This window comes from Pseudomonas sp. NPDC078700 (assembly GCF_044542375.1).
GTDB lineage: Bacteria > Pseudomonadota > Gammaproteobacteria > Pseudomonadales > Pseudomonadaceae > Aquipseudomonas.
This window is the reverse complement of sequence record NZ_JBITUI010000002.1, coordinates 200,159-223,646: the sequence shown is the minus strand read 5'-3', so window position 1 is coordinate 223,646 and position 23,488 is coordinate 200,159. Positions and strand designations below refer to the sequence as shown.

The following is a 23,488-nucleotide window of genomic DNA, read 5'->3' as shown; positions in this document are numbered from 1 at the left end:
ATGCCTGTACCTGATCTATTTGCCGAAGGCTTAGCCCGCGGCTGGAAAACCTACAACGGTTCACGCCTTGAGCAAGACCTGACGCTAGAAGCCGATGTGGTCATTGTCGGCACCGGCGCAGGCGGCGGCACCAGTGCCGAGATTCTCAGCGCCGCAGGCTACAAAGTCCTGCTGGTAGAAGAAGGCCCGCTCAAAACCAGCAGCGACTTCAAGATGCAAGAAGCCGAGGCCTACCCGACGCTCTATCAGGAAGGTATCGGGCGCATGAGCAAGGATGGCGCCATCATCATTTTGCAGGGCCGTGCCGTCGGAGGCACAACGCTGGTTAACTGGACATCCAGTTTTCGCACGCCACACCAAACCCTTGAGCATTGGGCCAAAGAGCACAACGTCAAAGGCCATAGCGAGAGCGAAATGGCCCCCTGGTTCGAGCAAATGGAGCAGCGCCTGGGTGTCGCACCCTGGGCAGTACCCCCTAACGCCAACAATGATGTCATTCGCAGTGGCTGCGAAAAGCTCGGCTACCACTGGAAGGTCATTCCGCGTAACGTCCGTGGCTGTTGGAATCTGGGTTACTGCGGCATGGGCTGCCCGACCAATGCCAAACAATCAATGCTGGTGACGACTATTCCGGCCACCCTGGAAAAAGGCGGAGAGCTGCTTTACCTGGCACGCGCCGAACGACTGATCCATGACGGCAACAAGGTTAGCGGGCTTGAATGTGTGGCAATGGACGAGCATTGCGTGGCTCCCACAGGACGTAAAATAAAGATCAAAGCGCGCCACTATATTCTCGCCGGTGGCGGCATCAACACCCCTGCCATTCTGATGCGATCTGAAGCACCAGACCCCCATGAACGGGCAGGCAAACGCACCTTTATCCATGTGGTTAATTTCTCGACGGCCTTATTCGATAAGGTCATCAACCCCTTCTATGGTGCGCCGCAATCAATCTACTCCGACCATTTCCAGTGGAATCAAGGCACCGCAGGCCCGCTCTCCTACAAACTTGAGGTGCCACCTCTGCACCCAGCGCTTAGCAGCACGCTGCTAGGTGAGTTTGGCGTCGAGAACAACCTGCGCATGGAGCAATTGCCCCACACCAATATGCTGCTGGCGCTTATGCGTGACGGTTTCCACCCTGAGAGCGCCGAGGGTACTGTCGAACTGCGGGGTGACGGCAGCCCAATACTCGATTACCAAATGACCGACTACACTTGGGATGGTATTCGCCGTGCATTTCATACCATGGCCGAGATTCAATTTGCCGCGGGTGCGAAATCGGTGATGCCAATGCACGCTGATGCCCAATCCGCTACCTCGCTGGCACAAGCGCGCAGTCAGATTGACAACCTGAGCATGGAGCTTTACCGCACTCGCCTCGGCAGCGCACATGTCATGGGCGGTTGCGCGATGGGTGAAGACCCGAAGCAGGCAGTGACTGACAGCCTTGGCCGCCATCACCAACTGAGCAATCTATCGATCCATGACGGTTCGCTATTTCCAACCAGTATTGGTGCCAACCCACAGCTGTCTGTTTACGGGCTAACCGCCAAACTTTCGAGCCTGCTTGCCGAGCGTCTAAAAACCAGTTGAAGCCTCTGGAGCGCATCCGTAAAGTTTTTTTGTCGGATCGCTCCCTCTAGAGTAGGGTTTTAGCGCAACATCTGTGCACTCAGACTTGGCCGCTGCGGACTGCTGCGCTACCATCCGACTCCCAAACGGACTCGCCAGGACGTCACGATGAATCGAGTGTTATACCCAGGCACCTTCGACCCCATCACCAAAGGTCACGGTGATTTGGTTGAACGCGCCTCGAAATTGTTCGACAGCGTGGTCATTGCCGTTGCAGCCAGCCCTAAGAAAAACCCGCTGTTTCCGCTGGAGCAGCGCGTGGCTCTGGCGCAAGAAGTCACCAAACACTTGCCAAATGTTGAAGTGGTAGGCTTTTCCAGCCTGCTCGCGCATTTCGCCAAAGAACAAGGTGCCAATGTATTCCTACGTGGCCTGCGTGCAGTGTCTGACTTCGAGTACGAGTTTCAGTTGGCCAATATGAATCGCCAACTGGCACCGGATGTCGAAAGCCTATTTTTGACACCGTCGGAGAAATACTCGTTTATTTCCTCTACGCTGGTCCGCGAGATTGCTGCCTTGGATGGGGACATCAGCAAGTTTGTCCATCCAGCGGTTGCCGAAGCGCTGAACCAACGTTTCAACAAGTAGCCCGTACCCAGCTACACTTGAGTAAGCTGCCGAACCCAAGCTAGCAGCGCTAGCTTGGCATGAACCATAGCGCCCATCGCGACAATCCGGCACAATTCGCCTCTCGAAGTTAGAAATCGTCGAAGCCTCGCGCCTCGACAGGAGCCGTACCGCATGTCCCTGATCATCACCGACGATTGCATCAATTGCGACGTCTGCGAACCTGAGTGCCCGAACGCAGCTATCTCGCAAGGCGAAGAGATCTACGTTATCGACCCGAACCTGTGTACCGAGTGCGTTGGCCATTACGACGAACCGCAGTGCCAACAAGTGTGCCCGGTTGATTGCATTCCACTCGACGAAAGCAACGTTGAGAGCAAAGATGAACTGATGCAGAAATACATGATCATTACCGGTAAGGCGTGATTAATCGCGGTATCTTGTCGCCCTGCCCCGTAACGGCTGATCTCAGGTAATCATGCCTTAGATTCCAGTCAGACCTTCGCTGCGACAACAACCGATGGTTACCATGACTCGACAGCTCCTTCTCTGCGCACTACTCCTTCTTAGCTCTTTGAGCCTGCAAGCCGCCACCCGACCAGGTCAAGCTGCGGTGGCCAGCGCTCACCCTGCCGCCACAGTTGCAGGCGAAGAAACCTTAGCCCATGGCGGCAACGCTTTTGACGCAGCCGTTGCGGTCAGTGCGGCACTGGCGGTGGTTGAGCCATATAGCTCGGGCTTGGGCGGTGGCGGTTTCTTCCTGCTGCGTCAGGCTGGCGAGCAGCCGACCTATCGGTTTCTCGATGCCCGCGAACGCGCACCTCTTGCTGCGCACTCCAACCTGTATCGACGCGACGGTAAAATCCAACCAGAGCTGTCCCTTAATGGCCCGCTTGCTGCTGCGATCCCCGGCTTACCTGCCGCACTAGTTGAGCTTGCCCAGCGCTATGGTCGCCTCCCACTCAAAGACACACTGTTGCCAGCCATTCGCCTGGCTCGTGACGGCGTCTCCTATGACCGCGTTTACCGTGAGCGAGCGAGCTGGCGTTTAGCAGCAATGCGTGACGACCCGGAAACAGCGCGAATCTTTTTGCACAACGGCGAAATTCCAAGCGAGTTTGGCCTGCTCCGCCAACCCGACCTGGTACGCACCCTTGAACGCATCGCCCGCGACGGCAAGGCTGGCTTCTACAGCGGTGAAACTGCAAACAAACTGGTGAATGGCGTCCGTAAAGCGGGCGGCATCTGGACTTTGCGCGACCTCAGCGAATACAAGGTGGTGGAACGTGCCCCGCTGCGTTTCCCATTGTCTGACGGCCGCGAGCTGATCACTGCGCCACCTCCGTCTGCAGGCGGGATTGCCATCGCTCAAAGCTTGGCGATGCTGCAACAACTGCCATGGCAGAAGGCCGAGCCGGTTCAGCGCACACACTTTGTGGTCGAAGCCCTACGACGTGCTTATCGAGACCGCGGTCTAATTGGTGACCCTGACTTTGTCAGCAACCCGGCCGCTAGGTTGCTCAACCCCGACTACCTGAAACAACTCGCCAACAGCATTGACCCGCAACGCGCGACGCCAAGCTCAAGCCTGCCCCCTGCGGGCAAACTGCACGAAGGCAATCACACCACCCACTTCACCGTCCTTGATGCCGATGGCAACGCGGTTTCAGCAACGCTGTCGATCAACCTGCCCTTCGGTGCAGCATTCGTTGCCCCCGGAACCGGTGTGCTTCTCAACGACGAGATGGACGACTTTGCTGCAGATATCGACGGCTCAAATGCCTATGGCTTGACTGGCAGCCGCGCGAACGCGGTGGATGCAGGCAAGCGTCCGCTGTCGAGCATGAGCCCAACATTTATTGAGAGCGGTGACGACTTCGCCAGCTTTGGCACCCCGGGCGGCAGCCGGATTCCGAGCATGGTGCTGCTCTCTATCCTGCAGTATCTGGACGGTAAGCCCATTGCCACCTGGCCGAGTGTGGCGCGCTATCACCATCAGTATTTGCCGGATGTAATCGAGCATGAACCGAACACCTTCAGCGCCAGACAAATTTCTGAGCTCAAGGCCCGCGGCTACCAGCTCAAAGCGCTAGAGCGCCAGTATGGCAATCAACAGGTGTTGTTTTGGCATAAGCGCAGCAATCTGGTTGAAGCAGCCAGCGACCCGCGCGGTATTGGCACCGCGCAAATTATCAAAGAGGTACCCACCACAGCGAACCCGTGAAGCGAAATCGCACACCTGGCGGCATTCTTAGGGTACGGCAACGCGCAGCCTACCCACCAGGCCTTGCACGCAAGAGGCAAACACCCGGTTTTTAAGCCCTGCGCTGCCAGCTTTCGAATACATAGGGCGGGGTTGTTTCTGTTGCCGGATGCGCTTCGCTTGATGACTGCTGCCATGCATCCGCAGCAAACTCAGGAAACCAAGCATCACCGTCCGGATTCAGGTTGATCCGCGTCAGGTACATGCGCTGCGCTTGGTCAAGCCCTTGGGTATAGAGTTGCGCGCCGCCAATTAACATCAGCTCATCCACGCCCTGTTCACGAGCCCAGGCATCGGCACGAAGCACCGCCGCCTCCAATGAAGCAAATACTTCGGCGCCGTCCAGTTGCAAACCGCTCTGGCGGCTGACCACTATGTTAAGCCGGCCCGGCAACGGTCGCCCAAGCGAGTCCCAGGTTTTGCGCCCCATGATGATCGGCTTGCCCAGCGTCAGCGCCTTGAAGTGCTTGAGGTCCGCCGGCAAGTGCCAAGGCATTTGGTTATCGAGGCCAATCACGCGGTTATCCGCGAGCGCCGCAATCAGACAAAGAGGAAGAGTATTTTTCATGCTGGCGAGCATAGCAAAGCTTCGGTGTAAGGCGCGACAAGGTGAAGCTTGCCCAGCATGGTTCAAACTCAGTTAAAACCCTTGAATCAGATCGCTGTAACAAAAGGTCAGCAAAGCCAATGCAGACTATTCTCTCAGCGACCATTTCGCACAGGGACGACGCGCATGCCTGCACTCAATAAGCTAATCACTGGACACTGCTCTCGCATGAGCGCTTTAACCTGCTTGCTGTGCTTACCCTTTATGCTGAGCGCAGCACCTGCGGACTTTGAGCCAGGCACCAAGCTGCAAACCCATCCACTGATTATTGGCCACCGGGGCGCCAGCGGTTATGTACCCGAGCACACCCTTGGCGCTTACGCACTTGCGGTGACGCTGGGGGCCGACTATATCGAGCCCGATCTGGTCATGACCAAGGATGGCCAACTGATTGCTCGGCACGACAATGAATTGGGTCTGACCACCGATGTGGCGGCACATCCTGAGTTTGCTCAGCGCAAACGCAGTAAGAGCATCGACGGGATCGAGCTCAATGGCTGGTTCAGTGAGGACTTCACACTGGCCGAACTCAAGACCCTGCGCGCCATTGAACGAATTCCCACTGTCCGCCCCGGCAACGCGCGGCTCAATGGCAGCATGCAGATTCCAACGCTGCAAGAAATCATCGACCTGAGCAAAGACCTGCAACGCAGCCAAGGTCGGCAGATTGGTCTGTATATCGAAACCAAACACCCCACATACTTTCAGCAACAGGGGTTGAGCATGGAAAAACCGCTGCTGAAAATCCTCAAGGAAAATGGCCTGGATAGCGCCAAAGCGCCGATTTATATCCAGTCATTCGAGGTCAATAACCTTAAACAGCTGAGCCGTGCCAGCGATGTGCGCTTGATTCAGCTATACGGCGAAGGCCAGCCTTTTGATCAACTCAGCAGTGGCACCAGCCTGACCTACGAGCAGATGGCAACGCCACAGGGTTTCAAGCGCGTTGCCAAATACGCCGTCGGGGTTGGCCCACATAAAAGCGCGATTATTGCCTTGGACAGCACGGGCGCTCTCAACCTGGCTAACGCCACTCGTTTTGTCGCAGACGCCCATGCCGCCGAGTTGAAAGTACATCCCTATACCTTTCGTGCGGAAAACAGCTTTCTGCCGACTAATCTGCGCAAAGGCGATGATCCAAACGCCCGTGGCGACATTGAGCAGGAAGTAAAAATTTTCCTCGAGGCCGGTATCGATGGCTTATTCATGGACCAGCCAGACATTGGCATCACCCTCAGAAACCCGCGCAAATAATTTGCCGGCATAGTTGAAACAGCGTTCAGCGGTTATGCTTAGCACACAGTACTGATACGAGATACCGCGTGACTGCAGCTTCCAATACCCTGAGCAAACTGCAAAAGCTCTGGCTTACAGAGACTATTCGCCTGCGCGAAGAGCACACCGGACCACTTGAAGACAGCGAAACCAATCGCCGTGTGCAAATGGCCGGGGGTGACTTTGCCCAGCGCCTGCAACATCGCGCCTTATTGCTGGCTGAACGTGATGGTCAGTTACAGGCCTTGACCCATTGGCGTCAAGGCTCGCGTCTGGCATTACTGGCCATGCTGGTATTTGCGGTGTTCAGCGGTATTGGCCTGAGTGTCGCCGCGCTGGGTGACGGCCTGCGTCCGGTCAATGTGTTCTGGGCGCTGGGCAGCATGCTTGGACTCAATCTTTTGATGCTACTTGCGTGGCTGCTCGGCCTAATTTTCGCAGGCAATAGCGCAGGTGCTTTGGGCCGTTTATGGCTATGGCTCAGTGAAAAGCTGGCGCGTGATGCTCAGGTCGCCCAGCTCGCCCCGGCATTACTTATTCTTCTGCAGCGCAAGCGCCTTAGCCGCTGGGCGCTGGGCGTGATGAGCAACGGTTTCTGGCTCGTTGCCCTGCTTAGCGCGCTGGTGAGCATGCTGCTGCTCTTGGCAACTCGACGCTACGGTTTTGTCTGGGAAAGCACCATTCTTAGCGGCGAGACCTTTACCTTACTGACCCAAAGCATTGGTGCCCTGCCCGCCCTCTTTGGCTTCAGCCTGCCAGACGCTGAACTGATCCGCATCAGTGGCGACAGTGCCATGCTCAGCGAAGCCGCGCGCCAGAGTTGGGCTGGCTGGTTGGTCGGAGTGCTGCTGGTTTACGGCATTATTCCGCGCCTGGTGCTGACAGTCGCCTGCTGGCTGCTGTGGAGCACAGGCCGCGCCGCACTTAAGCTCGACACCAGCTTACCCGGCTACAGCCTGCTGCGTGAGCGCTTGCAACCGAGCAGTGAACGCTTAGGGGTAAACGACAGTGCCCCGGACTTCCTGCATCAGCCTGCTGCAGGTCACAACGCCAACCCGAGCGAAGATGCAGTGTTGATGGCTATTGAACTGGACGCGCAATACCAGTGGCCACCCAGCCAACTTCCCCCAGGCGTGCTCGACGCTGGGGTTATCGACAACCGTGAGCAGCGCCAGCGTTTGCTCGAACAACTGACCCGTTTCCCCCCGGCGCGCCTTTTGATTGCCTGCGACCCACGCCGCTCACCCGACCGTGGCGCCCTGAGCTTACTCGGCGAATTGAGTCGCTGTGCTGGCGCAACACGTATCTGGCTATTGCCGCCACCAGTTGGCGAACCACTCGACAGTAACCGGTTAAGCGACTGGCACACTGCACTCGACGCCTTGCAACTGCCACACAGCAACACCGCGCCGTTAACCTGGCTGGAGAGCGGTCATGACTAAACCCCAAGCGCTGCGACTGGCCGTGGTCGGCCATACCAATGTCGGCAAGACCTCGCTGCTGCGCACCCTGACTCGCGACGTTGGTTTTGGTGAGGTTTCGCCCCGCCACAGCACCACCCGGCATGTTGAAGGCGCACGCTTATCGGTCGAGGGTGAAGCACTGCTGGAGCTTTACGACACCCCGGGACTGGAGGATGCAATCGCCCTACTCGATTATCTGGAGCGTCTTGACCACCCCGGCGAACGCCTTGATGGTCCAGCCAGGCTGGAGCGTTTTCTACAAAGCAGTGAGGCCCATCAGCGCTTCGAGCAAGAGGCCAAAGTGCTGCGTCAACTGCAAGCCTGCGACGCGGGCTTGTATGTGATTGATGCCCGTGAGCCGGTACTGGCCAAGTATCGCGATGAGCTGGAAGTGCTGAGCATGTGCGGGCGACCGTTGCTGCCAATACTCAACTTTGTAGCCAGCACAGCGCATCGCGAAGAAGAGTGGCGCGAAGCCCTGGCCCGTATTGGTTTACATGCACTGGTGCGCTTTGACAGCGTGGCACCTCCCGTGGACGGTGAGCGGCGCTTGTATGAAAGCTTGAGCCTGTTACTGGAAAAAGCCGCGCCACAGCTGCAACGCCTGATCATGGATCACCAGACACAACGCGAAGCCCGAGCCAAAGCGGGCGTGCAACTAATTGCTGATTTGTTAATTGACTGTGCCGCTTACCGGCGCAGCGTTGCAGCGGACCCCGAGCGTGAGAAAGTGGCGATCAATGCGCTACGCGAACATATTTGCAAACGCGAACAACGCTGCGTTGAAGACCTGCTCAAGCTGTATGCCTTTCGCAAAGATGACGCCAAGGCTGAAGACTTACCCCTGCTCGATGGGCGCTGGGGCGATGACCTGTTCAATCCGGAAACGCTTAAGCAACTGGGGATCAAAGTGGGCGGCGGCATGGCTGCAGGGGCGGCAACAGGCGCGGGGATCGACTTACTGGTTGGCGGCGTTACCCTTGGCGCAGCGGCCGCACTCGGTGCCTTGATCGGCGGGAGCGCGCAAACCTTACGCGGTTATGGCGAACGCCTGAAAAGCAAGATCAAGGGTGAGCGCGAACTCACCGTCGATGACGCGGTATTGCGCCTCTTGGCCCTGCGCCAGCAACTGCTGTTGAGCGCACTGGATGAGCGCGGCCATGCGGCAATGGATGCAATAAAACTCGCGGAGCCACAAGACAGCACCTGGCGCAAAGGCAAACTACCCGAAGCGCTACGTGATGCCCGCGCCTATCCACAATGGTCAAGTATCGACAAGCGTGGTTGGCGCAGCAGCAGTGAGCGCCGCGAAAGGGTTGAAGAGCTGACCCGGGAACTGCTCAAGCACCGAATCAGCAAAGGCTGAAGCAGCTCACCGGGACACGTCAGACCCAGCTTATGCAGCCGGTGAGGTGGAAATCCACACCAGGCTTATTTGCCCAAGTAAAGATCCTTGAGTTTCGGCCAGTCATCGCTATTGGTGATACGCAGGATTTCTTGGCTAATCGGCTCACGCAACGCACTGCCACTGGCAACTGCAAAGGCGTAGGACTGATTGTCAAAAGTGCCCGGCATGATATCCAAACCGCCATGATCCAGCTCGGTATTGCGGTACTGCAAAATAGGCAGGTCATAGACAACCGCATCGGTCTCACCCTGTTGCACCGAGCGCATGGCACTTAATACATCGGGATAGACAGTGTTACGAATACGTTGACCGGTCAGGTATTTCTCGCCGACGGTCCCGCCAATAGTTGCAACATGGGCACGCTTGAGATCTTCGGTGCCTTGAATACCACTTCTCAGGTTGCCGACGGTTAAGGCACTGGTAACCGCTGCAGTAAAGGTCGAAACCATGATCAAGGCACTGAACATCCAGACAATCGCGATCAAGCGCCCGCCCAGTGTCACCGGTGATTTATCGCCATAACCAACCGTCGTCATGGTCACCGCCGCCCACCAGAAGCTGTTGCCCAGGCCTTCCGCCGGATTACCACCGAATTGATCCTTGTTACGCCGCCGCTCAAAGGCCCACAGCAGTGCACCAACCATCAGAAGCAAACCCGCCAGACCGATCACCAGGCTGGCAAACTGCCAAGACAACAACCCCTTCAAAGCCGACCAACCATTGTTATCAGTGCCCCTGGGCACTGCAATGGCCAGACCGGTTTGATAAATGGGGTGGGTGAAATCGAATTTGCTTTCTCGCTCGGCGGTCATGGTTAACGCACCAATCACCACATCGAGATTCCCGGCCTCAAGGCTGGGTAGTAACTCGCCAAATTGCATGGGCTCAAATTCAAACTGGTAGCCCAGTTGCTTAGCGATGTCTTGCCATAGATCAACGCTGATCCCACGCCAGTCACCATTTTTATCATGAATGACAAAAGGTGGGACCTCGCTCAGCCCCACGCGCAGTACTGGTTTTTCGGACTCATCCGCCACGGCTGAAAAGCCAAACAGACAGAGCAAAAACACCGTAATAATCCTATACACACCAACGCTCCATGCTCGCTAACAAAGTCACAGCCTAACAAACTTTGTCTGCTTACTTGGAGCGGTGAAGGCTTTGAAGGCCGGATAGACCGCTCCAACTAGAGCGCTAACCGCTCCGAAACAACTGTGCCAGAGCGGTTAAATCTATGCGACCTGAAGGTTCGGCCAAGCGCTTTCACCGAGCATTGCGGCAATAGTAGATTCGCCCAAGCCCAGCCCAACACTCATGCCAAGGCCGGTGTGCATCAGCACTGCAGTCACGCTTTCATCGCAGCGAAGCACACTGAATGGCCCCGGACCACGTGCGCCATAAACGCCCTGCCAGCGCTCAACCACCTCAATTGGCGAACCCAATGTATGCTCCGCCAAATCGATCATTATTTGATCGACCGCCTCGCTATTGAAGGGCGCGATATCGCTGCCATACACATGCGAATCACCAATGATCAGTTCACCGTAGGGTGTTGGGCTGATCAGTAAGTGAATGCCATTGGCTTCCAGCTCCGGCTGCTGCTGCCGAATCTGCTGGCGGATAGCCTCTGCTTCTGGCAAGTCGGAAAAGGCCCCGTAATGCACACAACTCAATCCGGTCAACAAGGCGTGCTGCAATTGAAGAGGTTGGCGTAAACGCGCACGAAGCATTTGCAAGCCACAAACCTGAGGCTGCAATGCGCTGATTTGCTCAACCAGCAAGGTTTGATAATCATGACCCGAACACACCACGACCCTGTTAGTGCGAAACAGCCCTGCTGTGGTTTTAACCTTGCCCGGCTGAATATCCTGAACCAAGGTTGAAAAATGAAACTCCACGGCATAACGCCGTTGCAGATAGCTGACCAACTGCGGGATAGCTTCACGGGAGTAGATCTGCTGATCATCAACACCGTGCAGAGCCGCGCGGTGATGGGCGAAGCGGCCCTCATACAAGTTGCTCAGAGGCGCACCGCGCAAGAGCTCAACATTGTATTGATGCTCATGTGCCCGGCCTTGGCAGAATGCCTCAAGAAGGGCTTCTTCAGCTTCAGTACGGGCAAATAGCAGCGAGCCTTTCTGCTTGATTGACACCCCCGCATCAGCGGCCAGACCAGCCCACAACCCACGACTCAAGCGCGCCAGATCAAGCATCGGCCCTGGCGCCTGACCGGTCACTAAGGCTTGGCCAAAGTTGCGCACTGAAGCACCCAAAGGGGTATTACTGCGCTCAAAAACCTTGACCTTAAGCCCGCGCTTAGCCGCCGCATAAGCATGGGCCAACCCCAAAATACCCGCACCGACGACCAGCAAATCACAGTCTTGCTGACTCATAAAAACCTCATGTTCGTTGTTTCATCGTCACATCGATGAAAAGTCAAACCCTTCGCTTTTGCCCTTATTGAGGCATTGCTTTTGACCTCATCAGCCGCACCACAAATCGAGCGGCAGGCAGCGGCGTTCTGGGTAGGCGCGCGGGCGCAGAAGAGTGCGAATAGCACGGCAAGCCCGCGCAACACCGCCAGGGTGTCGCTGCCGGCTGCGTCACTGAGCCACAGGCTCTGATTTGCCGTCATAACGCTTGCGCCATTCGGCGAGGATCTTGTCGCGATTCTCGGCCGCCCAAGCAAAGTCGTTCTTGATCAAGCGCTGCTCATAATCCGCCGGTAGCTCCTGAAAACGCTCAGCAATGCCAGGCTGGGCCAGTACCGCGAAGTTGGCCTTGTACAGCTGCATGGCGTCGCTGCTGGCGGAGAAATCGGCCAGCTTCTTTGCGGCCTCAAGGTGTGCGGTGCCTTTGATGATGCCCGTCGCTTCAATATCCCAACCCAAGCCTTCCTTCGGCAGAACGATGTCCAGCGGAGCACCTTTGCGTTGCAACTGAACGGCTGGGTATTCGAATGAAATACCTATGGGGAACTCGCCCGCAGCGGCGAGCTTGCATGGCTTAGAACCCGAATGGGTGTACTGGCCAATGTTCTGATGCAAGCGGTCCATGTAGGCCCAGCCTTGCGGTTCACCGAAGGTTTGTAGCCAGGAGCTGACATCCAGATAACCGGTGCCAGATGATGCCGGGTTAGGCATCACAATCTTGTCTTTGTAGATCGGTTTGGTCAGGTCCTCCCAGCTCACCGGCTTAGGCAGGTTCTGCTTTTCTGCTTCGACAGTATTGAAGCAGACAGTCGCGGCCCAAACGTCCATGCCAACCCAGGCAGGCGGGTTGGCTGCATCACGGTAGTTCGCGCTGATTTTATTCAGTTGCTCTGGCGCGTAGGCCTCAAGCATTTGTTGCTTATCAAGTACTGCTAAGCTGGACGCGGCCAAGCCCCAAACGGCGTCGGCTTGAGGGCGCGCTTTTTCAGCCAGCAATTTAGCGGTGATGATGCCGGTTGAGTCACGTACCCATTTAATTTCGATATCCGGATTTTTCTTCTCAAATGCCTCTTTGTAGGCCTTGAGTTGCTCTACTTCGAGCGCGGTGTAAACAGTCAGCTCAGTCGCAGCGTTGGCGTGCAGACTAAAACCGGCAATTAAAGCGGTTGCCAGAGCAGTACGTTTGAACATGTGGAGCTCCATTATCGTAGGTTTTTGTCAGTTGGCAGAACGAGATTTCACAGCGATTGCGGAGTTTCGCCACGGGCCAGGCGCGCATTGATCTGTTCGATCACACCTGGCAACTGGTTGATGGTGTCAATGAGGTAATGCGGGCGACTCGCTGCAAACAGACCGTCGATACGTTGACGTTCTGCCGCGAGCTGTTCGCTGGACAAGGCACTGTATTGATCCCAGCTGAGGCCAAGAAAATTGCCGGAGAAACGCAGCGCTACCGTCCACATCCCGGCAGCGCGACCTTCAAGAATGCCCGGCTCGGTGTCATCGACTTTCACGCAGGCAGCCACATCATCGATGCCCAACGCGATCACGTTAGCCAATGCCTGGGCAGGGCTTGGGCGGCCCTTTGGCACTTCATCGCTAGCAACCACGTGGTCAGGCGTATAACCCGCAACAGCGGCCAGCTCGACCACTTTGTCCATGACCTGCTTGGGGTAGCCAGAGCAGGTGCCAATTTTCAGTTGCTGGGCACGCAGCGCTGCAATAGTCTCCAGCGCACCGGGGATGACCGCGGAGTGCTCGCCGACTTTGGCAATTTGCAGCGGCATAAAGCGCTCGTAGATTGCCGTCACATCATCATCGCTGGGCAAACGTGCGAAACGTTTCTGATAGCGCTCGGCAATTTGCGGCTGATTGCACAGGGTGCGGATATGGTCCCACTTACCCATGCCCATCGGGCCACGGGCTTCTTCGAGGCTGATCTGCAGGTCAAAACTGGCGAAGGCGTCGACAAATATTTTGGTCGGCGCAAAGGAGCCAAAATCTACGACCGTGCCGGCCCAATCGAGAATCACTGCGTGCAAACGCTTTGGGGTGTCATATTGCATGTCTATCTCCAGAGTAATTAATGGCTGGGAGCCGCTTGGCGCCAGGCTTGGGAACGCTTTAACAAGCCGCGAGAGGCGGTTGCCAAAAGCACCGAAACACCTGCCGAGGTCAGTAAAATAAGGGTCGACATCGCGGCTGCACCGCCAACGTTGCCCGCGTCATCCATGTTCAACACGGCGACGGCAGCGAGCATGCTGTCTGGGCTATAAAGGAAAATCGCTGCGGACACTGTGGTCATCGCCGAGACGAACAAATAGCGAATAATGTCGAGCAGTGCGGGCAGGCAAATGGGCAGTGTCACCCGGACAAAATGGCGCGCCAGCGGCATCTTCAGCGACAAGGCTGCGGCTTCAAATTCGCCGTCCAGCTGACGCAAGGCCGTGCTGGCGGTCATCTGCGCAGTGGTCAAAAAATGCGCAATGGTGCACACCACGAGCAGGGTCAAAGTGCCGTATAAGCCGCTCAGCGGATTACTCGGCAAATTGAAGAAAAACACGTAACCCAAGCCCAATACCAACCCCGGTACAGCCATAGGTATAAAGCTGAGCATGCGTAGGATTTGGGTCAGCGCGCTCTGCCGGGTTTTCTCCAGCAGATAAGCACCAGTGAAAATCAGCAGGCTGCCAAATAGCGCACTGCACGTGGCCAGGATCAAACTGTTGCGGTAGGCCGACCAACCTCCTGGCAAATCAGAAAAGCTGTAGTGATCAAGCACCAGCGACAAGTTGTATGGCCAGAATTTGACCAAGGATGAGAAAATCGCCATGCCGAATACCAGCAGCAGCGCGGCGCACAGCAGCATGACCAGACCCAGGAAGATGGCATCGCGCAGGCGTGATGGCTGCGGGTGGTAAACCTGAGCACGACCGCTCATGGCATCTCGCGAACGGCGGCGCAACCACATATCGACGCCAAAACTTAGCAGCGCCGGGATCAGCAAGACCATGCCGATCAATGCACCACGGCCAAACTGTTGCTGGCCAACCACTGCTTTGTAAGCCTCCAGCGCCAGTACCTGATAATCGCCGCCCACAACAACTGGTACACCAAAGTCGGTAATAGTCAGGGTGAATACCAGACAAAATGCGGCAAATACGCCCTGACGGCTGCCCGGCCAGGTGATACTGCGAAATGCCCGCCACGGTGAAGCGCCCATGCTCGATGCCGCATCAAACAAACGTGCATCGGCAAGGGAAAGTGCGGAGATAAGGATCATCAATGCATGGGGAAAGGTATAAATCACCTCGCCAAGGACGATCCCCCAGAAACCGTAGATGTTGTCGGCGAACAAACCGCGCAAGATGCCCTGATTACCAAACAGATAGATCAAGGCGATGCCCGGCAGCATTGATGGCGCCATCAGCGGCAACAGTGAAATAGCCCGCCACACGCCCTTGCCCGCAATCAGCGTGCGCTGCAATGCATAGGCAAACAGATACGCCAGCGGCACCACTATCAACGCTGCGGTGGTCGAAACCTTCAAACTGTTGGCCACCAGCCAGAGAAAATTGTCACTGGTAAACAGTTCATGTGCAGCGCTTAGGCCGCCGCCTTCGCCGCTGAAGCCACGCCAGAGCATAGCCAGCAACGGCAACAACACGGCACCGACCAGCAGCATCAGCAACAAACCTTTACCGCCTACAACAAACAGCCGGTCAGCCCAGCCTGCATGGCTTTTGCCTTGCCCAAACTGGCGTTGCCCAGGTTGCTGCAAGGTGATGTGCTGTTGCGCAGTCATATCAGGCAAACACCTGCAGACTGGAGGACGGTAACGCAACCCAAATATCTGAACTGGACAAGCGCGGCATAACTTCTGGAGCGAGCTCTGCCTGCAGCGTCACTCCCGGCAATTCAGTCAGTTCGAAATTCATCCGGCAGCGATTGCCAAGAAAGGTGACGTCACGCATCTGGGCACGGAATTTATTATCGACACCCTCTTGCGGGTTAATCACCACCGCTTCAGGGCGGCAGAACAAGCGCCCTTGCTGCAACGCCTGAACGTTCGCCAAATGTAATTGCAGACCGCCAACCCGAGCGCTGCCATCTTGACCGCAGGCAAATGGTAACCAGTTACCCTGCCCCACAAACTCAGCAACGAAAGGTGTTGCAGGCCGGTTATAAATTTCTTGCGGGGTGGCATATTGCTCGACATGACCGTGATTCATCACCGCAATACGATCTGCCATTAACATGGCTTCGTCCTGGTTGTGCGTCACCATCAAGGTGGTGACGCCCAGATTCTTCTGCAGTTGACGCAACTCGCCACACAGATGCTCACGCACCCGCGCATCCAGCGCCGACATCGGCTCATCAAGCAGCAGGAGTGAAGGCGCGGGTGCCAATGCACGTGCCAGCGCCACACGTTGTTGCTGGCCACCCGAGAGCTGGCCGGGGTACTTTTTCTCACTGCCGAGCAAGCCAACCAGCTCAAGCATTTCATTGACCCGCGCCCGCACGACTTCACGGCTATCGCCGCTCAAGCCATAGGCAATATTCTGCGCCACGCTGAGATTGGGGAAGAGCGCGTAAGACTGGAACAGAATGCCGTAGTCACGCGCTTGCGGCGGCAAGTTGGAGACATCACGCGAACCGATCATGATGCTGCCGCGATCCTGCTGCTCCAGCCCGGCAATGCAACGCAACAAGGTGGTTTTGCCGCAACCCGATGGCCCGAGCAAACAGACCAGTTCACCGGCTTCGACATCCAGAGACACGCCATCAAGCGCTTGAAAAGCACCGAAGCCTTTGTGGATACCGCGAACCTGCATGTTGTGTTGAGTCATAAGCCACCTCACTGAGCAATTGCTCGAATGAGGTTGATGCTAAACAGCCCGTGCTAAGGCTTTATGGCAGTTACCCAAAAACTGCCGATAGTGGCATCAGTATATTTGGCAGTGACGTGCAGCAAAGGCGTGCTTTCAATCGCCGGCGTTAGCGTGGGCCAATGCGAGAAAAGCTGCAGGCAGACGCGCTTGGCGGCGCTCTTTAAGGCAGTACAGGTACTCACTGATCAGCGGGGCTTGTTCCAATTCAATAACCCGCAAATCCGGATGATCCGGAACCTCCTGACGGGCAATGACACTGATGCCAATGTTGCGCACCACCGCTTCTCGAATCGACTCACGACTACCAATCTCAAGGAGTTTGGCGACAGTCACGCCGGTGTCGTTGAGCATTTTTTCGGTTAACACCCGAGTCGTAGAGCCTTGCTCACGCATCAGCAAACAATGCCCGGCCAACGCCGCGACACTGACCCGCTGCTGAGCAGCCAACGGATGCTCACGGTGGACAGCCAACACCAAGGGATCCTGGCCCAGCGTTAGATGGATGAGTCGGGCATCCGGATTGAGATAGGAAGAGGCTGCCAAATCGACACGGTAATCTTCCAGCGCCTCTATCACCTGCTGCGAGTTGCCGATTTCCATACTGACTTGGATCGCGGGGTACTGCTGATTAAAGCGTTTGATCAGGTCTAGCATGTAATACGGCGCGGTGGCCGCGATGCGCAAAGTGCCTTGCGCCTGCCCGCTATTACGCAGAAAGAACTCAATACCGGCTTCTTCCTGCATTAACCTTTTGACCATCGGCAGCAGCTCAACACCTGCATCGGTCAGGGTTAAGCGTCGCCCACCACGGTAGAACAACTCGACGTTGTACTGACTCTCAAGATTGCGGACTTGAGTGGTGATGGTTGGCTGACTTAAGCCGAGCTTCTTCGCCGCCTGAGTAATGCTGCCCAGGCGAGCGACCATGTAAAAGGCCTTAAGCTCGGCGTTTTGCATCAGACCGCAACAGGCGCTTTGATATGCGGATGCGCTTCGTAGCCGACCAATTCAAAGTCCTCAAACTTGAAGGCGAACAGGTCCGTCACCGCTGGATTAAGCTTCATCTGCGGCAGCGGCAACGGCTCGCGCGTCAGTTGCAAATCAGCCTGTTCGATATGGTTGGCGTACAGGTGGCAGTCGCCGCCAGTCCATATGAACTCGCCCGGCTGTAAGCCGCAGACCTGAGCAACCATCAATGTCAGCAGCGCATAGCTGGCGATATTGAATGGCACTCCGAGAAAGATATCCGCCGAGCGCTGATACAGCTGGCAGCTGAGCTTGCCGTCGGCAACGTAAAACTGGAACAGCGCATGGCAAGGAGGCAAGGCCATCTGCTCAACCAGTGCGGGGTTCCAGGCAGAGACGATCAAGCGCCGTGAGTCGGGATTTTTCTTGATCATTTCGATCAGCTTGCTGATCTGGTCAACCGATTCACCGTTAGGTGCTGGCCAGTTGCGCCATTGATAACCATAAACCGGACCGAGATCGCCATTTTCATCGGCCCACTCGTCCCAAATACGCACGCCGTTTTCCTTGAGATAACGGATATTGGTATCGCCCTGCAAAAACCACAGCAACTCATGAATGATCGACTTCAGGTGACACTTCTTGGTGGTCACCAGCGGGAAACCTTCGGCCAAATCAAAGCGCATCTGATGAGCAAATAAACTGTAAGTGCCCGTGCCTGTGCGGTCGCTTTTGAAAGTGCCGGTGTCACGCACCAAGCGCATCATGTCCAAATACTGTTTCATTGCACGGCTCCTTGGACAGTTTGGCGACGGTAGGCGTACGCAATCAACGCCATGCCGCCAAGAATCATTGGCAGCGACAGGATCTGGCCCATGGTCAGCCAACCCCATGCGATATAGCCCAACTGAGCATCCGGCACCCGTACGAACTCAACCACAAAGCGGAAGATGCCGTAGCACATGGCAAACATCCCGGAGACCGCCATTGTCGGGCGCGGTTTGCGCGAATAAATCCACAATATGACGAAGAGCGCTACACCCTCAAGCGCGAACTGATAGAGCTGCGACGGGTGACGCGCCAGTTGTTGTGGATCGGTAGGGAACACCATGGCCCAAGGCACATCGCTGGCCTTACCCCAGAGCTCGGCATTGATAAAGTTGCCAATACGTCCCGCACCCAAACCAATCGGTACCAGAGGCGCAATAAAGTCCATCAGCTCAAAGAAAGTCTTGTTGTTGCGCTTGCCAAACCACCACGAAGCCAACATCACGCCGATAAAACCACCGTGGAATGACATACCGCCTTTCCACACTTCAAGGATCAACAGTGGGTTGGCAATATAAGCCGGCAAATCGTAAAACAATACGTAGCCTAAGCGCCCGCCGAGTATCACCCCCATGGCACACCAGAACACTAAGTCCGAGAGTTTCTCTTTGGTCCAGGCTGGCGCAAAGCTATGCAAGCGGCGCGAGGCAAGCAGCCATGCACCGCCAATGCCGACAAGATACATCAGCCCGTACCAATGGATTTGCAGCGGGCCAAGGGAAATCGCAACCGGGTCGATCTGGGGGTAAGCCAGCATCTAAAAACTCCTAAGAACGCGTTAAATCAGAAAATTCAAGCCCACACAAAATAGCAGCAGGGCAAATAAGCGCTTGAGTACAAGTGGCGATAAACGATGCGCCAAGCGCGCGCCAACTCGAGCAAAAAACATACTACTGATGGCAATCCCAGCTAACGCAGGCAGGTAAACAAAACCTGCACTCCATTGCGGCAACTGCGGCTCATTCCAGCCGATCCACATAAAGCTTATGGCACCCGCAAGCGCAATTGGCAGCCCACATGCTGCCGAGGTGGCTACGGCCTGTTGCATCGGCACACTGCGCCACATTAAAAACGGCACGCTTAGCGAACCACCACCGATACCAAAAATGGCCGAAGCCCAACCAACCACCACCCCGGCAACTGTTAATCCGGGCTTGCCTGGGACACCATGACTGGCTTTGGGTTTCAAACCCAAAATCATCTGCAGCGCAACGCTGATCGCAAACACACCAATAATTTTCTGCAACAGCGGGCCCTGAATCTTACTCGCTGTCAGCGCGCCTAGCGCTGCGCCAAGTAATATACCTAGCGCCATCCAGATAAACACCGGCCAACGCACAGCTCCCAAGCGATGGTGCTCACGTACCGAGTCGATCGAGGTGAAGATAATAGTGGCCAGTGAGGTACCCACGGCAAGATGGGTCATGATTTCAGGGGCAAAACCATGGGCAGTAAAGCTGGCGACTAGCACCGGTACGATGATCAGACCGCCACCGACACCAAACAAGCCCGCCATCACTCCAGCAGCAGCGCCAAGCATTAGATACAGCAGCAACTCCATCACCACCCCCAAAAATAAAGGCGCATGGTAACGGATGCAGCAGTTTGCCTCTACTTTAGAGCGATGGATACCACGCTTGGCATTGCGTAAAGTTGCCGGAAGTTATTTTAAAAGCACATTGCCATGGCTAATACCCTGTACCTGCAACTTATGAAAAACCGCATGCGCTTGCTGCATATAGAGAGCGGCAAGACGATTGAGCTTGCGGCCGACAGCCCGATCAGCAACAACCGTTTACTGGTAGCCGACTTTTTGGCAACTGAGGCGCTACTCAAGCAAGCAATTGCGCAGCTAGAAACCAAGCGCTGGTTTCAGCTGCAAATGCCTGCGCAGATGGTAATCCAACCACTGGAATTGATTGAAGGCGGGCTCGCCCCGGTAGAAGAGCGCATTTTGTTGGAACTCGGGCATGGTAGCGGCGCTCGGAAAGTACAGATTCATGTTGGTGAGCAGTTGAGCCCCGAGGCGGTGCTCTCATTACTCCGCTAAGAATAAGGAATAGTCGATGTGCCTAATAACGTTGGCCTGGCAGCCGGGCCATGCACAACCACTTGTGGTTGCAGCCAATCGCGATGAATTCTATGCCCGCCCCAGCGCTGCACTGAGCGAGTGGCAAGATGCGCCGGGGATATTCGCTGGGCGCGACCTTGAAGCTGGGGGCACTTGGCTAGGCATTACCGCAAGCGGGCGCTTTGCCGCGCTGACCAATATCCGCAACCTAGAGCTGCCTGCTGGCCTGCGTTCACGCGGCGAGCTGCCCGCGAACTTTCTGCGCAGCAACTTGAGTGCACTGGACTATATCGAGGCGCTAAAAGCCAATGCGTCCGATTACTCAGGGTTTAATCTGCTGGTCGGTGACGGCCAGCAACTGTGCTATTTCAACTCGCAAAGCGGTGAAGCCCACACCCTCAGCGCTGGGGTCTACGGTTTATCTAACGCGGGCTTGGACAGTTCTTGGCCAAAAGTTGACTACGCCAAGCAGGCACTGACTCAACTGCTTGAGTCACCAGAGCCATCTTCATTGCTGGCGCTACTCAGCGACAACCATGTGCCGGAAGACAGTGCCTTGCCTGACACTGGCGTCGGCATTGCCACAGAACGATTGCTTGGCAGCGCCTTTATCGCCAGCCAAACCTATGGCACCCGCGCCAGCACCGCCTTGGTCTTTTCTGCTGACGGCCACTGGCAGCTGCTGGAGCGCAGCTTTGGCCCCAATGGTGCCGTTTTGGGGGATGTCAGCCTGCAAGGCTAGGCTTGCAGCTTGGGCCACTGTTCGGGGCTTGAGCTGCGGCTTATGCCTGAATATCCGATGCGGGGTTGATCATCCGGCCAAGGCCAAGGTTACGCAGGGCCAAGTGCAGGGTGCTGTCGATCACCTGCGGATTGTCGATAGTCATCACTTGCGCCAACAACTCGCGAGCCTTGCTCATGGTGATCTGCCTGAGCAGCCACTTAACTTTCGGCAAGTTAGTGGCGTTCATCGACAAACTATCAAAACCCATCGCCATCAGTAGCACGGCCGCCGCAGGATCACCGGCCATCTCGCCACAAATACTTACCGGCTTGCCCTCGGCATGGGAGTCGTCGACCACTTTGCGCAGCGCTTGCAGCACCGCAGGGTGGAAGAAGTCATAAAGGTCAGCAACCCGTGGATTGTTGCGGTCTACCGCCAACAAATATTGGGTCAAGTCGTTAGAGCCGACCGAAAGGAAGTCTACCTGCCGTGCCAGATCACGAGTCTGGTACACCGCAGCGGGGATCTCGATCATCATGCCGATCGGTGGCAAGGGCACATCGGTGCCTTCATCACGCACTTCACCCCACGCCCGGTGAATCAGGTGCAAGGCTTCTTCAAGCTCCTGAATACCTGAGATCATCGGCAGCAAGATCCGCAGGTTATTCAGGCCTTCGCTGGCTTTAAGCATGGCACGGGTTTGCACCAAGAAGATTTCCGGGTGATCGAGGGTCACGCGGATGCCGCGCCAGCCAAGGAATGGGTTGTCTTCTTTAATCGGGAAATACGACAGGCACTTATCGCCGCCAATATCCAAGCTGCGCATGGTCACCGGCAGCGGATGGAAGGCTTCAAGCTGCTCGCGGTAAATCGCAAGTTGTTCTTTCTCGCTGGGGAAGCGCTCTTTCATCATAAAAGGCACTTCTGTGCGATACAGTCCAACGCCTTCTGCACCGCGCTCCTGGGCGCGGGTTACGTCAGCCAGCAGGCCGGTATTAACCCACAACGGCATGCGGTGGCCATCGAGCGTTTCGCAGGGCAATGCACGTAAGGCGTCAAGACCCTGGCTCAGTTGGCGTTCTTCCTCAACCACATCAGCGTATTGCTTGCGCAGTATTTCACTGGGGTTGGTGAACACTTCACCATGATAACCATCGACGATTAACTGAATGCCGTCGATCTTCGAGTAAGGTAAATCAACAGCGCCCATGACCGTTGGGATGCCCATGGCGCGGGCAAAAATAGCCACATGCGAGTTGCCCGAGCCCAGGACCGAAATCAGGCCGACCAACTTACCTTCGGGGACTTCACCCAGCATCGACGGCGACAGCTCTTCACTGACCAGAATGGTGTTATCCGGGTAGGTCAGGTTTTGCTGCCGGGCTTTCTGTAGATACGCCAGCAAGCGCCGACCGAGGTCCTTGATGTCCGAAGCCCGCTCACGCAGGTACGCATCGTCCATCAATTCGAAGCGGTTAACGTGATCAGTCACCACCTGACGCAAGGCACCTTGCGCCCACTGGCCTGTTTTGATGACTTTGACCACCTCATTACCCAAGGAGGCGTCTTCAAGCATCATCAGGTAGACATCAAACAGCGCGCACTCTTCAGGACGCAACTGAGTGGCCATCTTCGCCGAAAGCGCGCGCATATCGGCACGAACGCTTTCAAGGGCAGAGCTAAACAGCTCAAGTTCAGCTTCGACGTTTTCAATGGCTTTATCGGGTACGACTTCAAGGTCAGCCGGTGGCAGCACCACAACAGCAGTACCTACCGCCGCACCCGGAGAACCCGGCACGCCGATGAACTTAGCCTCTTGAATACCTTTGCCTTGCTTACCCAAGCCACGAATCGAGCCGGTCGCTTCGGCGTGAGCAATAACCCCGGCAAGCTGGGCGCTCATTGTGACCAGGAAGGCCTCTTCACCTTCGTCGAACTGGCGGCGTTCTTTTTGCTGGATAACCAGAACACCCATCACTCGGCGGTGGTGAATGATCGGTGAGCCCAGGAATGAGGCGTAACGCTCTTCACCGGTTTCGGCAAAGTAGCGATAACGCGGATGCGCTGCGGCGTTCTCAAGGTTAAGTGGTTCTTCGCGCGTGCCAACCAAGCCCACCAGGCCCTCATTGGGGGCCATGCTGACCTTGCCAATCGAACGTTTGAGCAGGCCATCTGTGGCCATCAGTACGAAACGGTTGGTTTCCGAGTCAAGCAGGTAAACCGAGCACACCTGACTGCCCATGGCTTCTTTTACGCGCTGCACAATAATGCCCAACGCCGCCTTGAGATCCTTGGCGGCATTAACTTCCTGGACGATCTTGCGCAGCGTATTGAGCATGGCTCGACTCTAGTCTATG

Annotated in this window: 21 protein-coding genes; 9 read left to right on the top strand and 12 right to left on the bottom strand. The window is 56.2% G+C overall.

Annotation, left to right across the window (positions count from 1 at the left end; translation table 11 throughout):
• From ACIGCM_RS06885 to ggt, 4 genes are all read left to right on the top strand, one after another.
• Nucleotides 1-1,596, top strand: a complete 1,596-nt coding sequence (locus tag ACIGCM_RS06885; RefSeq protein ID WP_397501302.1) for a GMC family oxidoreductase N-terminal domain-containing protein — start codon at nt 1-3, stop codon at nt 1,594-1,596.
• Nucleotides 1,597-1,743: 147 nt separating this feature from the next.
• Nucleotides 1,744-2,223: a pantetheine-phosphate adenylyltransferase gene (coaD, locus tag ACIGCM_RS06880; protein ID WP_397501301.1), complete on the top strand. Its 480-nt coding sequence runs from the start codon at nt 1,744-1,746 to the stop codon at nt 2,221-2,223.
• Nucleotides 2,224-2,376: 153 nt separating this feature from the next.
• Nucleotides 2,377-2,628: a YfhL family 4Fe-4S dicluster ferredoxin gene (locus ACIGCM_RS06875; RefSeq protein ID WP_397501300.1), complete on the top strand. Its 252-nt coding sequence runs from the start codon at nt 2,377-2,379 to the stop codon at nt 2,626-2,628.
• 103 nt (nt 2,629-2,731) lie between these two features.
• Complete coding sequence (gene ggt / locus ACIGCM_RS06870; protein ID WP_397501299.1) at nt 2,732-4,426, top strand: gamma-glutamyltransferase; 1,695 nt, start codon at nt 2,732-2,734, stop codon at nt 4,424-4,426.
• Between the two features lie 91 nt (nt 4,427-4,517).
• Here the strand turns inward: ggt and ACIGCM_RS06865 are convergent, their stop codons facing one another.
• The gene (locus ACIGCM_RS06865; RefSeq protein ID WP_397501298.1) at nt 4,518-5,045 is read right to left on the bottom strand and encodes a dihydrofolate reductase; all 528 of its coding nucleotides are present in this window, start codon (nt 5,043-5,045) and stop codon (nt 4,518-4,520) included.
• A gap of 231 nt (nt 5,046-5,276) precedes the next feature.
• Between ACIGCM_RS06865 and ACIGCM_RS06860 the strand changes: the two genes are divergently transcribed.
• The 3 genes from ACIGCM_RS06860 to ACIGCM_RS06850 all read left to right on the top strand — a co-directional run bounded on the left by ACIGCM_RS06860 (nt 5,277) and on the right by ACIGCM_RS06850 (nt 9,176).
• The gene (locus ACIGCM_RS06860) at nt 5,277-6,326 is read left to right on the top strand and encodes a glycerophosphodiester phosphodiesterase (protein ID WP_397501969.1); all 1,050 of its coding nucleotides are present in this window, start codon (nt 5,277-5,279) and stop codon (nt 6,324-6,326) included.
• An 89-nt stretch (nt 6,327-6,415) separates the two neighbouring features.
• The gene (locus tag ACIGCM_RS06855) at nt 6,416-7,789 is read left to right on the top strand and encodes a DUF2868 domain-containing protein (protein WP_397501968.1); all 1,374 of its coding nucleotides are present in this window, start codon (nt 6,416-6,418) and stop codon (nt 7,787-7,789) included.
• Entirely contained in the window at nt 7,782-9,176 is a 1,395-nt protein-coding gene (locus ACIGCM_RS06850) for a GTPase/DUF3482 domain-containing protein (RefSeq protein ID WP_397501297.1), read from the top strand. Before ACIGCM_RS06855 ends, ACIGCM_RS06850 begins: the two co-directional genes overlap by 8 nt.
• Nucleotides 9,177-9,241: 65 nt before the next feature.
• On the opposite strand, the gene ACIGCM_RS06845 is transcribed toward ACIGCM_RS06850, so the two are convergent.
• The 10 genes from ACIGCM_RS06845 to ACIGCM_RS06800 all read right to left on the bottom strand — a co-directional run bounded on the left by ACIGCM_RS06845 (nt 9,242) and on the right by ACIGCM_RS06800 (nt 19,897).
• Complete coding sequence (locus ACIGCM_RS06845; protein ID WP_397501296.1) at nt 9,242-10,306, bottom strand: transporter substrate-binding domain-containing protein; 1,065 nt, start codon at nt 10,304-10,306, stop codon at nt 9,242-9,244.
• Nucleotides 10,307-10,450: 144 nt separating this feature from the next.
• Nucleotides 10,451-11,611, bottom strand: coding sequence for a TIGR03364 family FAD-dependent oxidoreductase (locus ACIGCM_RS06840; RefSeq protein ID WP_397501295.1), 1,161 nt, complete (start codon nt 11,609-11,611; stop codon nt 10,451-10,453).
• Between the two features lie 210 nt (nt 11,612-11,821).
• Nucleotides 11,822-12,841 (bottom strand): putative 2-aminoethylphosphonate ABC transporter substrate-binding protein, encoded by a 1,020-nt coding sequence (locus ACIGCM_RS06835; protein ID WP_397501294.1) that lies wholly within the window; start codon nt 12,839-12,841, stop codon nt 11,822-11,824.
• A 47-nt stretch (nt 12,842-12,888) separates the two neighbouring features.
• On the bottom strand, nt 12,889-13,716 hold the full coding sequence (phnX, locus tag ACIGCM_RS06830; protein WP_397501293.1) for a phosphonoacetaldehyde hydrolase: 828 nt from the start codon (nt 13,714-13,716) through the stop codon (nt 12,889-12,891).
• Nucleotides 13,717-13,733: 17 nt separating this feature from the next.
• Complete coding sequence (locus ACIGCM_RS06825) at nt 13,734-15,455, bottom strand: putative 2-aminoethylphosphonate ABC transporter permease subunit (RefSeq protein WP_397501292.1); 1,722 nt, start codon at nt 15,453-15,455, stop codon at nt 13,734-13,736.
• Between the two features lies 1 nt (nt 15,456).
• The gene (locus tag ACIGCM_RS06820) at nt 15,457-16,500 is read right to left on the bottom strand and encodes a putative 2-aminoethylphosphonate ABC transporter ATP-binding protein (RefSeq protein ID WP_397501291.1); all 1,044 of its coding nucleotides are present in this window, start codon (nt 16,498-16,500) and stop codon (nt 15,457-15,459) included.
• Between the two features lie 135 nt (nt 16,501-16,635).
• The gene (locus ACIGCM_RS06815) at nt 16,636-17,499 is read right to left on the bottom strand and encodes a LysR family transcriptional regulator (RefSeq protein WP_397501290.1); all 864 of its coding nucleotides are present in this window, start codon (nt 17,497-17,499) and stop codon (nt 16,636-16,638) included.
• On the bottom strand, nt 17,499-18,293 hold the full coding sequence (locus tag ACIGCM_RS06810) for a thymidylate synthase (RefSeq protein ID WP_397501289.1): 795 nt from the start codon (nt 18,291-18,293) through the stop codon (nt 17,499-17,501). The genes ACIGCM_RS06815 and ACIGCM_RS06810 overlap by 1 nt, the downstream gene beginning before the upstream one ends.
• On the bottom strand, nt 18,290-19,093 hold the full coding sequence (gene lgt / locus ACIGCM_RS06805) for a prolipoprotein diacylglyceryl transferase (RefSeq protein ID WP_397501287.1): 804 nt from the start codon (nt 19,091-19,093) through the stop codon (nt 18,290-18,292). Before lgt ends, ACIGCM_RS06810 begins: the two co-directional genes overlap by 4 nt.
• A gap of 21 nt (nt 19,094-19,114) precedes the next feature.
• Nucleotides 19,115-19,897 (bottom strand): sulfite exporter TauE/SafE family protein, encoded by a 783-nt coding sequence (locus ACIGCM_RS06800; protein ID WP_397501286.1) that lies wholly within the window; start codon nt 19,895-19,897, stop codon nt 19,115-19,117.
• Between the two features lie 123 nt (nt 19,898-20,020).
• On the opposite strand from ACIGCM_RS06800, the gene ACIGCM_RS06795 reads away from it, so the two are divergent.
• Complete coding sequence (locus ACIGCM_RS06795; RefSeq protein WP_397501285.1) at nt 20,021-20,386, top strand: hypothetical protein; 366 nt, start codon at nt 20,021-20,023, stop codon at nt 20,384-20,386.
• 16 nt (nt 20,387-20,402) lie between these two features.
• A complete protein-coding gene (locus tag ACIGCM_RS06790) occupies nt 20,403-21,149 on the top strand; it encodes an NRDE family protein (RefSeq protein ID WP_397501284.1) in 747 nt (248 codons plus the stop codon).
• A 40-nt stretch (nt 21,150-21,189) separates the two neighbouring features.
• Here the strand turns inward: ACIGCM_RS06790 and ptsP are convergent, their stop codons facing one another.
• A complete protein-coding gene (ptsP, locus tag ACIGCM_RS06785) occupies nt 21,190-23,469 on the bottom strand; it encodes a phosphoenolpyruvate--protein phosphotransferase (RefSeq protein WP_397501283.1) in 2,280 nt (759 codons plus the stop codon).
• Nucleotides 23,470-23,488: the final 19 nt, after the last annotated feature.

Excerpts from the sequence above, each read along its gene's own strand:
- ACIGCM_RS06865 (WP_397501298.1), bottom strand. The coding sequence starts at position 5,045 with ATGCTCGCCAGCATGAAAAATACTCTTCCTCTTTGTCTGATTGCGGCG.
- ACIGCM_RS06825 (WP_397501292.1), bottom strand. The coding sequence starts at position 15,455 with ATGACTGCGCAACAGCACATCACCTTGCAGCAACCTGGGCAACGCCAG.
- ACIGCM_RS06860 (WP_397501969.1), top strand. The coding sequence starts at position 5,277 with ATGCTGAGCGCAGCACCTGCGGACTTTGAGCCAGGCACCAAGCTGCAA.
- ACIGCM_RS06815 (WP_397501290.1), bottom strand. The coding sequence starts at position 17,499 with ATGCAAAACGCCGAGCTTAAGGCCTTTTACATGGTCGCTCGCCTGGGC.
- ACIGCM_RS06820 (WP_397501291.1), bottom strand. The coding sequence starts at position 16,500 with ATGACTCAACACAACATGCAGGTTCGCGGTATCCACAAAGGCTTCGGT.
- ggt (WP_397501299.1), top strand. The coding sequence starts at position 2,732 with ATGACTCGACAGCTCCTTCTCTGCGCACTACTCCTTCTTAGCTCTTTG.
- ACIGCM_RS06800 (WP_397501286.1), bottom strand. The coding sequence starts at position 19,897 with ATGGAGTTGCTGCTGTATCTAATGCTTGGCGCTGCTGCTGGAGTGATG.
- ACIGCM_RS06790 (WP_397501284.1), top strand. The coding sequence starts at position 20,403 with ATGTGCCTAATAACGTTGGCCTGGCAGCCGGGCCATGCACAACCACTT.
- ptsP (WP_397501283.1), bottom strand. The coding sequence starts at position 23,469 with ATGCTCAATACGCTGCGCAAGATCGTCCAGGAAGTTAATGCCGCCAAG.
- ACIGCM_RS06835 (WP_397501294.1), bottom strand. The coding sequence starts at position 12,841 with ATGTTCAAACGTACTGCTCTGGCAACCGCTTTAATTGCCGGTTTTAGT.
- ACIGCM_RS06885 (WP_397501302.1), top strand. The coding sequence starts at position 1 with ATGCCTGTACCTGATCTATTTGCCGAAGGCTTAGCCCGCGGCTGGAAA.
- ACIGCM_RS06795 (WP_397501285.1), top strand. The coding sequence starts at position 20,021 with ATGGCTAATACCCTGTACCTGCAACTTATGAAAAACCGCATGCGCTTG.
- ACIGCM_RS06810 (WP_397501289.1), bottom strand. The coding sequence starts at position 18,293 with ATGAAACAGTATTTGGACATGATGCGCTTGGTGCGTGACACCGGCACT.
- ACIGCM_RS06875 (WP_397501300.1), top strand. The coding sequence starts at position 2,377 with ATGTCCCTGATCATCACCGACGATTGCATCAATTGCGACGTCTGCGAA.
- coaD (WP_397501301.1), top strand. The coding sequence starts at position 1,744 with ATGAATCGAGTGTTATACCCAGGCACCTTCGACCCCATCACCAAAGGT.
- phnX (WP_397501293.1), bottom strand. The coding sequence starts at position 13,716 with ATGCAATATGACACCCCAAAGCGTTTGCACGCAGTGATTCTCGATTGG.
- lgt (WP_397501287.1), bottom strand. The coding sequence starts at position 19,093 with ATGCTGGCTTACCCCCAGATCGACCCGGTTGCGATTTCCCTTGGCCCG.
- ACIGCM_RS06840 (WP_397501295.1), bottom strand. The coding sequence starts at position 11,611 with ATGAGTCAGCAAGACTGTGATTTGCTGGTCGTCGGTGCGGGTATTTTG.
- ACIGCM_RS06850 (WP_397501297.1), top strand. The coding sequence starts at position 7,782 with ATGACTAAACCCCAAGCGCTGCGACTGGCCGTGGTCGGCCATACCAAT.